This window comes from Chryseobacterium paridis (genome assembly GCF_016595215.1).
In the GTDB taxonomy this organism is placed as follows: domain Bacteria; phylum Bacteroidota; class Bacteroidia; order Flavobacteriales; family Weeksellaceae; genus Chryseobacterium; species Chryseobacterium paridis.
Map to the genome: position 1 here is coordinate 174,862 of NZ_JAENHK010000010.1, position 17,696 is coordinate 192,557.

Sequence of the window (17,696 nt, forward strand, 5' to 3'; positions counted from 1 at the left end):
ATGCAAAGAGAATCCTTAAAAAGAGATATAGCCATAATAGGTGTTTCCTGTATGTTTTCAGGTTGCGATAATCCCCATACATTCTGGGAAAAGCTCGCCAATGGAAATGAGCTGATTGAGTTTTATACAGATCAGGAATTATTGGAAAGCGGAGTAGAACCCAAGCGTATTCAGGATCCCAATTATGTGAAAGTAAAGACATTTATTGATCATTCTGATGCTTTCGATTATACATTTTTTGGCTACACAAAAGATGAAGCCAATAGTATGGATCCACAAACCAGAATTTTACATCAATTGGTTTGGGAAGCATTTGAAGATTCATGTTATGATCCATCAAAAATTCAGGATAAAGTAGGTTTGTATCTTACTGCTCCGGATAATTTCAACTGGATTGCCCATACTACCATTAATAAAAAAGATACGGTTGATCCTTTTTATTTGTCACAAATCAACAATAAAAACTTTTGCAGTTCTTTAATTTCTTATAATCTAAATCTAAAAGGGCCAAGTATTTTTATGGATACGGCATGCTCAAGTTCGCTGGTAGCAATGCATACTGCATGCAGGGCTTTGTTATTAAGAGAGTGTTCCATGGCGGTAGCAGGAGGAATTGCTTTAAACACCAAAGATGAAAAAGGATATATGTATGAAGAGGGAATGATCTCTTCTAAAGATGGACATTGCAGGACGTTTGATGAGGATTCAAGCGGAACAGTAGGTACAGAAGGCGGTGGTATAGTTGTCTTGAAGAGGCTGGAAGATGCTCTCAATGATAATGATCATATCTATGCTATTGTAAGAGCAACTGCCGTTAACAATGATGGGAAAAGAAAAGTAGGGTATACCGCACCGAGCATTGCAGGACAATCTGATTGTATAAAGCAAGCCCATAATTTTGCTAAGGTTTCCATTGATGAGATTTCTTATATCGAGACCCATGGTACAGGAACAAAATTAGGAGATCCTATTGAAATCGAGGCACTGAACAAGTCATTTAACTATGATCAATCTTTGAAATGTGCCATAGGAGCTGTGAAGTCAAACCTGGGTCATACCGGTAATGCGGCAGGAATTGCAGGAATTATTAAAACAGCCTTATCCTTAGAAAACAAGGTCATACCACCATCTTTACATTATGTAAAACCTAACTCAGAAATAAGTTTTAGCAAAGGTCCATTTTATGTTAATACTCTGGCAAAACAATGGGAGGCAAAAAACAACCGACCATTGATTGCGGGAGTAAGTAGTTTTGGAATTGGAGGAACCAATGCTCACGCGATTTTAGAAAACTTTATACCTGATCATTCCAACGATCATAAAGACAAACAGGTAAGTAATGTCATAACCTATTCTGCCAAAAGACCGGAAGCGTTAAGACAATATTTCACAAAGCTAAAAAAGTTCATTGCCGAAAATAAGGAAATGAACCTTTCAGATCTTTCATATTCCTTAAATACAGGCAGAGCTCAGTTTGATTATAGAAATACAATTGTTTTCAAAGACAGAGAAGATTTATTAAATGAGTTAGAAGCTAAAAAAGATTTTTACCAAAAAGCAAAATCTTCACAACATATTGTTTTTGTTTTTCCAGGCCAGGGAGCCCAGTATTTTAAAATGGGGGAACAGCTTTATCATCAGGAAGAAGGCTTTAAACAGTACATAGATAAAGGGCTTTTAATCCTGAAGAATAAATTCAATGCAGACTATTCTCAGGTCCTGGGATATGGTAATACCCAAACTTCTGATCCGTTAAAAATTAATGAAACTCAATATACTCAGCCTTTATTATTCCTTATTGAATATGCATTGGCAAAATTTCTTACTGAACTTGGAATAAAACCTTCATTAATGATAGGTCATAGTTTGGGAGAATATGTTGCAGCTTGCGTTTCCGGGGTACTTTCTTTTGAAGATGGATTATTACTGGTTGCAGAAAGAGCTTTATTAATGAGTAAAGTACCAACCGGAAAAATGGTTGCTGTAAATGCCTCTTTTGAGCAGATAAAAAATGAGATCCCGGATAGAATTTCAGTAGCAGCGATCAATTCGGATCATACAACAGTTTTGTCTGGAACAGAAGAAGATATTCAGGAGTGTATTAATGTATTTAATGAAAAGAATATTACAACTACTCTTTTAAAAACTTCACATGCATTTCATTCCCGAATGATGAATGATATTGCCGCAGATTTTGAAAATTTATTTTCTGATATTCAGTTGTCGGTACCTGAGATTCCGTATCTATCAAATCTTACGGCCAACTTTATTTCAGGGGACGAAGCAAAATCACCTCAATACTGGAAAGAACAAATGTTGAATACCGTTCTTTTTGAAAAAGGAATTAAGAATATTCTTAAGGATCCAAAAGACTATATATTCATAGAATTAGGACCTTCCACACTAACCAATGCAATTAAACAAAATGAGTTCTATCATGATAATACCATTATCCGGTTATTGCAAAGGTCCGGTCAAAATGAGGAATTGCAATTTATAAACAAAGCTTTGGGTGAATTGTGGCAATCGGGTATTGAGATAGACTGGAAAAAATATTATCAAAATCAGAAAAGAAAGAAAATTTCATTGCCCACCTATGCATTTGAAAAAAATAAACTGGACTTTCATGTCAATCCTTTTAAAAGATTTACGGTAGACAACAATCCTTCGTCTTTAGACCTTTTTTATCAGAAAAAATGGAAGAGCAGCCAATTGTCTAAAGGCGTAAAGGAGGAAAAGGCAACATTTATTATTTTTTCTGAAAATAGTGCTGTATCGCAAAGTATCCTTCACGAACTGGAAAGCAGAGAGATTCGCTTTATTGAATTAGAAAAAAATGAATTTTTAAAAGCAAATGTGGAGATAGATCTTAGAAGTATTACGGATTATCTGGATAAAATTAATACTTCAGACAGTACTAATTATCAGATTATTTTCACCTGGAATATACAGGATGATCAATTAAGTTCCATGGTCTCTGTTTTCAGGTTGTTTAATATCATCGGGAAATTCTTAATCTCTAATGATCCTACATTAAATTCGAAGATTACCTTAGTAGGGGATTTCAATAATATGGAGGTCAATGCAAACAGCAACACCACACTGCTGTCTTCATTTGCTCAGCTGTATGTCTGTGCGCAGGAAAATAAAAATATCTTCAGTTTTCTTTTAGATATTCCATCAGGGAATAATATTGCTTACGAAAAGATCATTGATGAAATAGAATACAACTTTTCTGATCCTCTTGTAACCTATAAAGGAGATCAGAGATATGTTCCGTTTTATGAAAGATGGAATGAAGAGAAAGGTGATGTTCAGCTTGATTCCAAAGTTGTCGTTGTCATTGGAGGTTCGGGAAAGATTGGAAAAGTTTTGATCGGTTATCTGGTAGAAAACAAAGCCAAAGTTGTTGTTGTGGGTAGGAAACCAATTGATCAACTGGACGAAGGATTCAGAAACAGAATAGGAAATGAATTGTCTTACTTTACTTCTGACATTTCAGATCTGGCATCTTTAGACTTAACAATTGCCCGCATAGAACAGGAATATGGAAAAATCCATGGCGTACTGAATTTAGCAGGGAACCCTTCAGATGATTCCTTAAAATTAGTAGAGCATCTGGATATGGGTGGAATTCAGGATCAGTTGTCTCCTAAGGTGCAGGGAATCATTAATTTGTATGAAGTATTCTCCGGCAAAAACCTTGAATTTGTATGGATTACTTCCAGTTTATCAGCAATCCTTGGTGGTCAGACTTTTGGAGCGTATTCAGTAGCCAATTCTTATCTGGATTATTTTATTGGAAAATCCAAACCTAAGAATTGGGTCAGCGTAAATCTGGATGGAGTTAGTGAGGGTGCAATAAATGAGACTAAACTTGTTGAGATTTTTAAGGCTACAGTACTTTCCAATGTTCAAAATCATCAGATCATTGCATCGGCAAAAAATCCCAATCAATACCTTACCTATAATTACAAAACGACTAACAAATCGGGAGGTCAAATTTCGGGAGGCATCCTATCCAGTACTGAATATGTAGCCCCTACTTCTGAAACAGAAATTAAGCTGTGTAGCCTATTTAATAACTTTTTTGAACCCAAAAAGGTTGGGACTACCGATAATTTCTTCGAATTAGGCGGGGATTCATTAAAAGCAATGACCATTTTAAAGAATATCAATAAAGAATTCAATCTGGAGCTGGCGCCACAGGATCTTTATACTTCACCTACTATTAAAGGTCTTGCCCTGCATATAGAAATGATATCATATGTTTCAAAAACAGAAGTAAGCAGTGAGCCTAATAGAAAGACCATCATTATATAAATCCTATTCTTTATATGTTAAATTTATTAGAAGAATTAAAAGATAAAAATATTCATATATCTGTAAAAGATAATAACCTTGTTATTGATACAACAGAAGATATTGAAGAAAGTCTTATTAAAAGAATCAGAGTTTATAAAGAGGAAATCATATCCTATATTTTAAAACATAATTCTAACAGTATTGCCAAACATACCTCTGCCGGAGAAGATCATCCTGTTTCAGATGCTCAGAAAAGGTTGTGGCTGCAAAGTCTTACTGAAGAAGGATCCAAATCATATCATATCAATCTTCCTATTGAATTTCCCTCCTCTTACGATCCGCAAGTGATGAAGCTTGCTGTTTTACAATTGATCAAAAATTTTGAGATCTTCAGAACGGTATTTCATTTCAATGACCAGGGTGAAGTAAGGCAAATCGTTTTGGAAGAAAATAACGTTGGATTCGATGTTGAGGTTATAGATCTTAAAAGAGAATTAGCTGATATTAGATCCATAGAAGAACAGGTTAAAAATCTGAATTCACAGGCGTTCGATCTGGGTAAAGGTCCTTTGCTTAGATGTAAAATTTTTGAACTTAAAGACAAGATCGTCACCTATTTTATCTTTCATCATATTATTATCGACGGAGTATCTCTGAATGTTGTGAAGCAAAACATTTTAAGCTATTACCATGCAATAGTGCATTCAGAAGAAATAAGCGGTCCAAAGCTCCAGTATCTGGACTATACGTACTGGAAACTTGCGGGAATTAATAACGGAAATTACAATGCTGCGCAACGGCATTGGACAGATCTATTATCAAAGAAAATTCCAACGATCGATTTACCTTCTTATGCTAAGAGGCCTTCCGTTAAAACATTCAACAGCTACACGCTAAAAACAGTTATTTCATCAGAACTTACCCAAAAGCTTGATGCTTTTGCTAAACAGAACATGGGAACTTTAAATGTTAGTTTACTGAGCGCTGTTTATGTTTTATTAAATAAATATACTTCAGAAAATGACATTACATTAGGAACTTTTACCTCCGGAAGAAATCATCCAAGCCTTAATGAAATGCCCGGACTTTTTGTAAATACCATTGTATTAAATAATATACTGGACCCTCAGAAAGACACCTTAACAGATACATTCAGAAAGGTAAAGGATTCTTTTACAAAAGCATTTACGCATCAGGATTACCCTTTTGATCTTTTAATTGAAGACTTACACTTATCCCAGGATACTTCGAGAAATCCTTTATTTGATATTACGGTGGTTTTCCAGGACTATCTGGATAACGAATCAGGTGAAGTGTACAGCGATGAAATAGAAGAAATTGGATTTACGAAAAGGGCTTTTGATATCAATTTTGAATTTATAAATAAAGGTTCATTTTTAGAAATGATTGTTGCGTTTAATGCAGACATTTATGATAAAGGAACTATTACTTCGTTTATAAATCACTTCAGGCAGGTTCTTCAGCAGTTTGTGATTGCAGCGGATGTTTCTTTACAATCTCTGGATTATATAAGTGCTGAGGAAAAAACAGCTTTGGATTCATTCAACCATACAAAAGTTGATTATCCTTCAGATGAAACTATTGTAAGCTTATTTGAAAAACAGGTATTAACAGCTCCTGATCATCCGGCAGTTATCTATGGAGGAGTTTCTCTTAGCTATTCTGAATTAAATGCAAGAGCAAATCAGCTGGCGTATTATTTACGGGAAAAGTTTTCTATCAAAGGAGATGATCTGATTTGTATCCAATTATCCCGCAGTGAAAAAATGCTGGTATCTATTTTAGGAATATTGAAATCAGGTGCGGCTTATGTACCGATTTCTCCGGATTATCCACAAGACAGGACCAATTATATTTTATCCGATACCCGGGCTAAAGTTAATATTGATGAATCTTTCCTTTTGGAGTTTGAATCTTGTAAAGAGCTATATTCGAAAGAGAATCCAGAGTCCGTAATACGACAGGATCATTTAGCTTATATCATCTACACTTCAGGGACAACGGGAAATCCAAAGGGAGTGATGATACAGCATGGTTCTCTTGTCAATCGGTTGATGTGGATGCAATCGCGCTATCCTTTAGCTGATAAAGATGTACTCATTCAGAAAACACCTTATACATTTGATGTTTCTGTATGGGAACTTCTTTGGTGGTGTATATATGGTGCTACATTATCTGTCCCTGAACAAGGAGCTGAAAAAGATCCGTCTCTTATCATAGAGACAATAGAAAGGGATCACGTAAGTGTTATCCATTTCGTTCCGTCTATGTTTACCGCTTTCCTGAATCATATAGATACCTATCCTGAAGAAAAGCAAAAACTGACAAGCCTGAAGACCGTTTTTACCAGTGGTGAGGCGTTATCCGTTTATCAGAAAGAGTTGTTTTACAGACTGTTCCCTGAACATATTTCATTGGTCAATTTATACGGACCTACAGAAGCATGCATAGATGTTACTTACTATGATTGTAAAAAAGACATAAAAAATACAATAATACCCATCGGTAAACCTATTGATAATACCCAGATGTATGTTTTAGATGATGCGCATGGTATAGTACCAATAGGAGTGACCGGAGAATTATATATTTCGGGAGATGGTTTGGCCAGAGGTTACCTGAACCGTGTAGACTTAACAGCAGAAAAATTTGTAGAAAACCCTTTCATACCAGGTGCTAAAATGTACCGCACAGGAGATTTGGGAAGATGGTTAGCAGATGGCACAATAGAATATTTAGGAAGGATTGACCATCAGGTGAAGATCCGTGGTCACAGGATAGAGCTTGGCGAGATCGACAGCCAGGTACTTTCCTTCAGTGAATCGATTAAATCTGTTGTGACAGAAGTAAAAGAGCATGAAGAAGATAAGAGTTTGGTGGTGTATTATATAAGTGATACCCCGATTGACAAGCAGGATCTGGCAAGACACCTGGAGAGTAAGCTTCCCAAATATATGCTTCCCGGCTTTTATGTAGAACTAGACCAGATTCCTTTAACAAGCAATGGAAAGATTGACAGAAAGAATTTACGAGAGGTAAGTTCAGAAGATCTTATCACCACAGAATATGTAGCTGCTGCCAGCGAAGAAGAAAGGGTATTAGTGTCTGTCTTTGAGCAGGTCTTGAAACACAGTCCGATCAGTATCCGTGATAACTATTATAATTTAGGAGGAGACTCCATAAAATCCATTCAGATTGTTTCCAGGCTTCGTCAGCAGGGCTACAGTTTAAAAGTAGAACATATCTTACAATATCCTGTATTAGAAGAGTTGGCGCGTTATATGACAACAGAGGTTGCTCAAATTGATCAGTCGGCAGTTACAGGAGAAAGTATTCTTACGCCAATCCAGAGATATTTCTTTGAGAGTGAAGAGATCACTAATAAAAACCATTACAACCAGTCTGTTATTTTAAAAAGCAGTGAAAGACTGTCAGCTTCTGTTTTAGAAACTTCCTTGAAACGTCTTGTAGAGCATCACGATGCTTTAAGAATGGTATATACCCAGACAGAAGGAGAATGGAATCAGTATAATTCGGGAATTGATGGTGTACATTACCGTTTAGCATATTTTGATATCCGGGAGAGTGGTAGTGAATCAGAAGAGCTATCCCAATTACAACAAATAGGAGAGGACCTTCAGAGTACAATCAACATAGAGTCCGGAGTTTTATTCCATGCAGGTCATATTTCGATGAGTGATGGGGACCGTATTATTTTAGTGGTTCATCATCTGGTAATGGATGGTGTTTCGTGGAGAATTTTGCTCGAAGATTTAGGAAAACTATACGAATCGGGAGTTCAGGGCTTATCTTCTGACCTGCCCTCGAAAACGGATTCTTTCCAGAGTTGGGGTAAAGCCTTGGATGAATACAGCAGAAGTTTGGAACTGTCCAAAGAACGTTTGTATTGGGAAGGAGTAGAATCTGAAAACTATGCTCCTCTAGCTACAGATTATCCTGTAGAAGGCAAACAGGTTTTAGATAAAAGCTTAGGCTTTAGTTTAAGTACTGATGCTACGAAATTATTACAGACTCATGCGGGGAGAAAATACAGTGCAGAGATCAATGATGTTTTGCTGACTGGTTTGGCATTAGCATTACAGAATCAGTTTGGAGTTAGCAAGACCAAGGTTCTCATGGAGGGACATGGTAGGGAAGTTATGAACACAGGGCTTGACATCAGCCGGACGATAGGTTGGTTTACCAGTGTATATCCTTTTAACCTTGATATCAGCGATAAGAGTCAGCCTGCTTTGGTAAGTGTAAAAGAAGGTTTACGAAGTATTCCAAACAAAGGAATTGGTTATGGTATTTTACGTGATCTAAAAAAAGAGATCGATTCACAATCAATGCCTTCTGTTTTATTCAATTACCTTGGGGACTTCAATGAAGAAGGAGATAAAAAGGACGATGCAACACAGAAATTTCCTTTATTCCGTTACAGCTCTGAAAATATAGGCTCTTCCGTCGATCCTTCCAATTTATCAACAGATATTTTATTCGACGTATCAGGGATGACGGTGAACGGAGAAATGAATATCAGCATCCGTTACTCAACTAAGGTATTTAAAGAAGGTACCATAGAGAATCTTTCATCTGCTTATAAGACAAATCTGGAAGCTATCGTGAGAGAGAGTGAAGATTCATCTGTAATTCTGACACCATCAGACCTTACTTACAAAGAATTATCCTTCAATACCATTACAGAGATCAGTGTTGGTCATGAAATAGAAGATATTTATGAACTTTCCCCAATGCAGCAGGGATTATATTTTCACTGGCTGATGAACGCTAAAGGTTCAGCATACTTTGTCCAGACCTCATATAGATTCAAGTCTGTCAATCTGGATCTATCCTTGGTAGAACAGGCTTTTGGAATGTTACTAAACCGTTATACGATTCTTCGCACTTCCTTTGAAAACCGTTATGGAGAAGTACCGCTTCAGATTGTTCATAAAAAAGCCCGTTTAGATTTCAGGCATTTGATCCTAGAATCAGAAATTGGATTGGATAACATCAAACAGGAAGACATAAATCAAGGCTTTATTTTGAATGAACCAACCCAGATGCGTTTGGTTGTGGTAGAATTACCGGATGATTACTATGAATTTATCTGGAGCCATCATCACATCGTGATGGACGGATGGTGCCTGAGTATTCTGATCAATGACTTTGCTGCCATTTTACAAAGCCTTCAACAGGAAACTATTTTGTCATTACCAGAGGTAGAGAAATATTCTTCATACATCCAGTGGTTGAAAAATATTGATAAGGATGAAGTCCTGGCTTATTGGGAAGATTATCTTCAGGGAAAAGATTCTCCGACCCTGATTCCTTTTGCAAAAGAATTTCACGAAGATACCATCCAGTATGATCTGTCGTCCCATATTTCATTTGTAGACAAAGATGTATATAAAGAGATTGTGCAGTTTTGCAAAAACTCAGGAATTACATTAAATACCTATATACAGGCAGTATGGTCTTATCTTTTAAGTGCTTATAATGATTTTGAAGAGGTGACTTTCGGAGCAGTAGTATCAGGAAGGCCGCCAGAAGTACGTGGCATTGAAAGTATGGTGGGGTTGTTTATTAATACCGTTCCGGTGCGTGTGGCGATCAATAAAGATGAAACCCCGCAGATCCTTTTGGATAAAATGCACCGTGAGTCTATAGGAAGTACAAAATATCATTATCTGAGTTTAGCGGAAATACAGAACAAAAGTACTTTGAAGAGAAATCTCATTAATCATATTCTGATCTTTGAAAATTTCTTAATGGCTGAGCGTTCAGTTGATCCTGAAAATGATAAAGATCCTGACTCTATAAAAATTGAAAAATCTAAGTTTCAGTTGCAGACAACTTATCCTTTTAATTTCGAGGTCTTTCCTACAGATGAAGATTTAAGGATCCTGGTTGATTATAATAAAAATGTTTTTGATGACTATTCAGTGGTTAATATTGTAAGGGTATTTAAAGAAATCCTTGCATTTTTCAAAGAAAATATAAATGTCCCTTTTGCTGAAATTAACGATGAACTGGAGAAACAGAGCATATATTTTAAAGCAATCAGACAAAAGGACATTAAAGAAATTGTCAACACTACAGATTCCAATCTGATCAAGCAAAAGAACTCAAACAAGCTTAGTGCATTTATAAAAAATAAAAAACAATAATATTATGAACAGATTAAACAAATTAAAAAATCAAAACAGTGCTCCGGTATCTTCGGAGGAGCCTGCTTTGAAGGAATTTTTTAATGAGAATAAATTTCCTTTGCTAGTTCAGCCTTCAAACCCCAATACAGGTTTAAAAAACTGGCTGATTGAGAATAATGAATATTTTAATACCTGTTTATCAGAGAACGGAGCCATATTATGCAGAAATTTTGAAATTGATACTGTGGAAAAATTTCAGGATTTAGTTTCTGTTTTTGATCAGCCTCTTCTGGAATACAAATTCCGCTCTTCCCCAAGGCATTCTATTATGGAAAATGTTTATGTATCAACAACTTATCCTAATAGCTATAGCATCAATATGCACAGTGAAAATTCTTATGCTCCGGTACCACCTAATAGAATTATATTTTGCTGCATTACTCCGGCAACCTTAAAAGGAGAAACACCTATTGCGGATAACAGAAAGGTATTGGAATATATCAGTGATGATCTTAGGAATAAATTCCTTGAAAAAGGAATTCTGTACCGAAGAAGAATGAATGGGATGTTAGGATTATCCTGGAAAGAGGTTTTCCAGACTGAAAATAAAGATGAGGTAGAGCAGGAATGTGAAAAGAATGGAATCACCTATGAGTGGCTGGATGATAATGATCTTGTAATCAACTGGAAGAAAAAAGCCATTATAGAGCATCCTGTGACCAAAGAATTAATATGGTTTAATCATGGGGTATTTTTTAATAAATACAGCTATGATGAGGTTCTGCTTTCAGCCATTGAATCAGATGACGAGCTTCCTAATAATACCTACTTTGGTGACGGACAGGAAATCACTAAAGAAGAATATTCGGAACTTTATGAAGCTTACCAAAAAGCAACGATAGATTTTCCGTGGGAAAAAGGAGATGTCTTATTCCTTGACAACTATTTGTCTTCTCATGGAAGAAATGCGTATGAAGGCGAGCGTAAAATAATTGTTTCTATTTGCTAATTCCCAAAAAAATACTAAATAAATGGAGAAAATCGAAGGATATAAATTATCTGAGAATCAGATTAATTATGTGTCAAATCAGGCTTATAATGCCGACTGTCTTTATAATCAGGTTATTATTAAAATAAATGATGAATGCTCTGACGAAAAAATTACCGCTCATATTAATGAAGCCATAAAAGGACATGAAGTATTGTTTTATACATTGTTTTCCAATAATGATGTAAAGAATGCGATCCAATATAAAGATACCAAAGAGCATGAAATCAAACATTGGTATTTTGATACGGAAATTGATCAGGACCACTTTATAAAAGTGGTTGATAATGATTTTGATTCTTATTATCATTATCATGAAAATAAGGCACTTAAAATCGGAGTAGGTACTTCCGGAGAAGCAAGGTATATAGCGATTAGAATATATTCATTATTTGGAGACCTTTATAGTTGTATCTATTTGGCTAATGAAATTATACAAAGGATAAAAGGAAGTTATGAACATCCTGAAAAAATAGAATTCTATAATTATTGCTCCTGGCAAAACGAGCTTTTATCAGAACCTGAAGAAGAAGCAAAATTATTCTGGGAGACCTATAATGCAGATCCTGAAAACAAGATTATTCCTTTTGGAAAAAAATTCGAAACTTTTAAGCCTGTAAAGGAAAATATCATTTCTGTTGATAAGGAAAATTATAAGAAATTAACCAAAGATTTAGCGGAAAACGCTCTTACTACTGAGTCCTATCTTTTGTTGTGTTTAAGTAATTATTTTTCACAATTTTCAACAGATGATAAAGATCTGACCATCGGTTATGTAACTCAGGACAGGCCATACGAAGAACTTGCGCATACCATAGGGTATGTCAACTCTAAGGTAGCGTTAAATCTCAAAGCACATTCGGGAAATCTTGTTTTATCAGAAGCTGTTGCAGAAATCAAAAAAGAGGTAGAAGCGGTAAAAAGCTGGGCTGATTACTTTACTTTAAACCGTAAAAAGCAAAATACAGTTTATTTCAAATATTGCTTTGAATACGTTAATACAGGAAAAATCCTTGACGAATCACAAGCTGGTATCATTAATGCCTATTCCGTACAGGATATTTTTGATTGCAAGTTGACGGTAATTGATTCCGGTGAAACTTTATCTGTAGATTTTTATTACAATAGTGATGTTTTCTCGCCTGTAGAAAAAGAAATTCTTGAAGAGCAGTTCAAAGGAATATATAATACATTATTGTACCTGCAAAAACCGGAATTGACCCCAGCAGACAAGAAAATTATAGCACTTGCCAATTCTACGGCAGCTAATTTTGAAGACAAAAACAATATCGTCCATCTGTTTGAATCACAGGTTAGAGCAACCCCAAACGCTGAGGCAATTGAGTATAATGGAAGATCATTAAGCTATCAGGAACTTAATGAAAAGTCAAATCAGCTGGCACACTATCTTAAGGCTCACTATAATATCCAGGCTAAGGATTTGGCTTGTATTCAAATTCCTCGCAGTGAACAGATGATTATTTCTATCATCGGGATTTTAAAATCCGGAGCCGCTTACGTGCCTGTAGATTGCGATTATCCTGCTGAAAGAATACAGTTTATTATTGAAGATAGTAATGCGAAAGTAGTTATAGACGATGCTTTTTTATCAGAGTTTGATAAACAGAAGGAAGATTATTCAAAAGATAATCCTTCTGTGACAATTGGTTCCGACGATTCTGCTTATGTTATCTATACCTCAGGAACTACAGGCAACCCAAAAGGAGTCGTTATCACGCATGCTAATATCCTTAATTATATACTATGGAGTAACGATTTTTATTTTACTGCAGGAGACAGAGGTAATTGGGGGTTATTTACATCAATTTCGTTCGATTTATCGGGGACCGCTGTTTTTTGTTGCCTTACAAGAGGAGGAAAGCTTTTCCTTGGCAATTCGCAGGAAGATAATGTAGCGTCTTTACTTTCAATGCTTGGAAATGAAGAGGTGGATGTTCTTAAGCTTACTCCATCTCATATTTCTTTATTAAAAAATACTGAAGTGACATCTTCCGGTCTGTCTAAAATTATTTTAGGAGGGGAGAAACTTCATGCAGACCATATTCAGACTATTCGTTCGATCCGGGAAAACATTGACATTTATGACGAATACGGTCCTACAGAAACTACTATAGGCTGTATAGCCCGTAAGATAGAGCAGGCGGGTGAAAATATCGGTCAGCCGATATCCAACACTCAGGTTTACATTCGTAATGAGAAAAATGATCTTGTTCCGGTTGGGGTTCCTGGTGAAATATGCATAGCCGGAGCAGGAGTAGCTAAGGAATACCTGAATAATTTAGAACTCACCAATGAGAAGTTTATCGAGAATCCTTTCTCTTCCGGAACAAAAATGTACCGTACCGGAGATCTTGGACGTTGGCTTCCTGATGGAAATATAGAATATCTTGGCAGGATTGATGATCAGGTGAAAATAAGAGGGTACCGTGTAGAATTGGGTGAAATAGACAGTCATGTACTTTCTTATAGCTCTACGATTAAAACAGTAGTAACTGAAGTGAAGCATCATGAGGGAGACGCTCATCTTGTGGTATACTTTGTATCTGATGAGCAAATTGATAAAAAAGAACTCTCAGGTTATCTTGAGAAGAAGATGCCGAATTATATGCTTCCGGATTTTTATGTTCAGTTGGAGCATATTCCATTGACCAATAATGGAAAGGTGGATCGTAAAAAACTGAGGGATGTATCTCCTTCAGATTTGATAAAACAGGAATATATAGCTCCGAGAAATGAAACTGAAAAGCAGTTAAAAGAGATCTGGGAGGAAATACTGGGAGTAGAAAATATTGGAGTTACAGATAATTTCTTTGGATTGGGAGGACATAGCCTGATTCTTATAAGAATTATCAACAAGATTAAAACTACATTTAATAAAACCATCTCAATAAAAGATTTCATGGAAAACCCAAGGATCGATCTGGTAGCCCAAAAAATCTCAGGAGATGTAAATGTTGAAAACTTTGAACCCATCCCGAATGTTGAAGAAGCTAAATATTACCCGATCACTGCTGCTCAGTACAGATTTTGGGTGATCCAGCAAAATTATGAAGCTTCTGCCACCTATAATGTGAGTGAAGCCTATAAATTAAAGGGAGATCTGGAAGCATCTAAACTTGAAGAATCATTCAGGTTACTGGTTAATAGATATGAAATTTTAAGAACAATTTTCCTTAATATCAACGGAACCGTTTTCCAGCAGATTTTACCTTTTGATAAGATTGAATTTAAAATTGAGAGCGTTGATCTATCTTCTTCTCCGAATAAGGATCAGGAGTTAACCGAACTTTTGAATACCAAAAAGATCAACTTTAGATTAGATGAGTTTCCTTTATTCAAAGTGTATCTGATTAAAGTGAATACTGATGAATACATTCTGTGGTTCAATACCCATCATATCATCTGTGATGGATGGTCAAGTAATCTTTTTGCTTCGGAAATAATAAAAACGTACAATTATTTAGTACGAAATGAGTCTCCCAACGTACCGGATCTTAAAATACAGTATAAAGACTACGCAGATTGGGTAAATAAGAAAAATGTTGAAGAGAGCAGGGATTTCTGGATCAAAACGCTTTCCGATGATATAAAAAGAGTTGAGCTGCCTTTTTCAGGAAAAAGAAAGAAATATCAGACTTTCAATGGTGATAAGTTTGCATTTGTAATTGATGGGGAAAATGTAAAAAAAGTTAAACATTTTTTACAGGGAAATAACATCTCATTATTTACTTATTTAGTAGCCTGTACCAAAGTATTACTGAATAAATATACCCATCAAAATGATGTTATCATTGGAACAACATTCTCCGGCAGGGACCATCCGGATTTAGAAAATCAGCTTGGACTTTTCCTAAATACTCTTCCTTTAAGGTCAAATGTTGATAATAATGACTCATTCAATACGCTCCTGACAAAGGAGAAAAAGAATATTATCGATGCATTTTCTAATGGGAATTATCCTTTTGATCAAATCCTTAATGACATAAACTATCAAAAAGACATCAGCAAATCAGCTCTTTATGATGTGTCTGTCGTGTTGAACAATCACAATAACATGGCTTTATTTGAAGGACCGAAAGAAATGGATGATCTGCTGATCGAAAGCTATCCGTATGCCTATGATATTTCTAAGAACGATATTGAATTTAACTTCTCCGAAGGTGATCATGAATTATTAGGAATTGCTACCTATAATACTGATTTATATGACAGAGAGTCTGTTGTGAAGTTTGTTGATCATTTAAAGAACATGATAGAAAGTCTCGTTGATTCCCCGGATCAGCCTCTTTCAGAATTGAACTATTTAAGCTTTGCTGATCAGGAAGTATTATTAAAAGAATTTAATGACACTTCTGTTCCATACCCTGACAATCAGAGTATTCTTAGTTTGTTTGAAGAACAAGTAGGTCTTACTCCTGACCATATTGCTGTTGTTTTTGAGGATCTTGGCCTAAGCTATACAGAAGTGAATGAAAAAGCATCCAGCCTTGCCCTTCAGCTGCAAAGTGCTTATGGGATCAAGAAAGGCGATCAGGTAGGAGTGATGCTTAATCGTGGAGAGAATCAGATCGTTTCTATTCTTGGGATATTGAAATTAGGAGCAGTGTATGTCCCTGTGGATGCCAATCTTCCAGAATCCAGAAAAGAAGTGATGACTTCCGGTTTATCTTTATTGATCACCGAATCTTACTATTTCTTTGACCTTGATTTCTACTCGGGTGAATCTTTTTCCATTGATCTGGAATTCACAGAGGAAGATGCTTCAGGCTTTACATCAGAAGTTTTGGAAAAAGATGATATTGCCTATATCATTTACACATCCGGTTCTACGGGAGAACCAAAAGGAGTTTTGAATACCCATGGCGGTATCTTAAATACGATGTTATTCCAGAAGGAATTCTTTGAAGTTTCCTCTTATGAAAATGTTGCTCAGTTTGCTTCTTTTTCATTTGATGCTTCCATTTCGGAGATTTTTATGACGTTGCTAAGTGGTAAGAGTCTTCATATTCTTAGTGATTCAGTGAGAAAAGATGCTTATGCCTTTGAAGAGTATGTAAACAATCATTCTATTGATCTGGTAACGCTGCCACCGGCATTTTTCAGTTTACTGAATGTTGAAAAGCTTCAAAATTTAAAAGGCTTAATTACCGCAGGAGAATCAGCCGTTATCGGTAAGACGAAAGAATATTTAAAATACGGTACTTTTTACAATGCCTATGGTCCTACAGAGACAAGTATCTGTGCTACCGTACATAAACTTGAAAAGGGAAGTGACTTAACTTCTTCTACCATACCTATCGGTCAGCCTATCGCCAATACTCAGATTTATATTTTAGATGAGTATAAACATTTGGTTCCTGCAGGAGTAAGCGGCGAGATGTATATCTCGGGAGCTGGATTGGCTCAGGGTTATTTAAATAATCCAGAGCTTACCGCAGAGAAGTTTGTAGATAATCCATTTGTGGAAGGAACTAAAATGTACCGCACGGGAGATTTAGGCAAATGGCTGGCAGACGGTACTATAGAGTATTTAGGAAGGATTGACCATCAGGTAAAGATCCGTGGTCACAGGATAGAGCTTGGTGAGATCGACAGCCAGGTACTTTCTTTCAGTGAATCAATTAAATCTGTTGTGACGGAAGTAAAAGAGCATGAAGAAGATAAGAGTTTGGTGGTGTATTATGTATGTGATACCCCGATAGATAAACAGGATTTGGCGAGACACCTTGAGAGCAAGCTTCCACAATATATGCTTCCTGGTTTTTATGTAGAGCTAGACCAGATTCCTTTAACAAGCAATGGAAAGGTTGACAGAAAGAGTTTACCAGAAGTAAGCAATTCCGATTTAATCAAGAACGAATACGTCGCGCCAACCAATGAATCAGAACAACAGTTGAAAGAAATCTGGCAGGAAATATTAAGAATTGAAAGCATAGGAGTTACCGATAATTTCTTTGAGCTGGGCGGAAACAGTATGAATGCCATCAGGATCATTGGAGAAATACAAAAGAAAATGAAAAAGGTGGTGAAAATTAATGTATTCCTTGAGAAACCCACCATTAAGGAGCTGGCTGAAGTGATGAACGAAATCGAAAACAAAGAAGAAAACACATTTAGAACTATTATTTAACCTAGTAAACACTATA

At 36.0% G+C, this 17,696-nt stretch carries 4 protein-coding genes; all 4 read left to right on the forward strand.

Annotation, left to right across the window (positions count from 1 at the left end):
• From JHL15_RS10590 to JHL15_RS10605, 4 genes are read left to right on the forward strand one after another with little or no spacing between them, the layout of a single operon-like run.
• Positions 1-4,323 (forward strand): type I polyketide synthase, encoded by a 4,323-nt coding sequence (locus JHL15_RS10590; protein WP_200245627.1) that lies wholly within the window; start codon positions 1-3, stop codon positions 4,321-4,323.
• Between the two features lie 14 nt (positions 4,324-4,337).
• Complete coding sequence (locus JHL15_RS10595) at positions 4,338-10,499, forward strand: non-ribosomal peptide synthetase (protein ID WP_200245628.1); 6,162 nt, start codon at positions 4,338-4,340, stop codon at positions 10,497-10,499.
• 4 nt (positions 10,500-10,503) lie between these two features.
• Positions 10,504-11,490: a TauD/TfdA family dioxygenase gene (locus tag JHL15_RS10600; RefSeq protein WP_200245630.1), complete on the forward strand. Its 987-nt coding sequence runs from the start codon at positions 10,504-10,506 to the stop codon at positions 11,488-11,490.
• A 22-nt stretch (positions 11,491-11,512) separates the two neighbouring features.
• Positions 11,513-17,680 carry a non-ribosomal peptide synthetase gene (locus JHL15_RS10605; RefSeq protein ID WP_200245631.1) on the forward strand — a complete coding sequence of 2,056 codons (6,168 nt, stop codon included), beginning with the start codon at positions 11,513-11,515 and terminating at the stop codon, positions 17,678-17,680.
• The last annotated feature ends 16 nt before the right edge of the window (positions 17,681-17,696 follow it).

Coding starts and splice junctions, on each gene's coding strand:
- JHL15_RS10600 (WP_200245630.1), top strand. CDS start 10,504: ATGAACAGATTAAACAAATTAAAAAATCAAAACAGTGCTCCGGTATCT.
- JHL15_RS10605 (WP_200245631.1), top strand. CDS start 11,513: ATGGAGAAAATCGAAGGATATAAATTATCTGAGAATCAGATTAATTAT.
- JHL15_RS10595 (WP_200245628.1), top strand. CDS start 4,338: ATGTTAAATTTATTAGAAGAATTAAAAGATAAAAATATTCATATATCT.
- JHL15_RS10590 (WP_200245627.1), top strand. CDS start 1: ATGCAAAGAGAATCCTTAAAAAGAGATATAGCCATAATAGGTGTTTCC.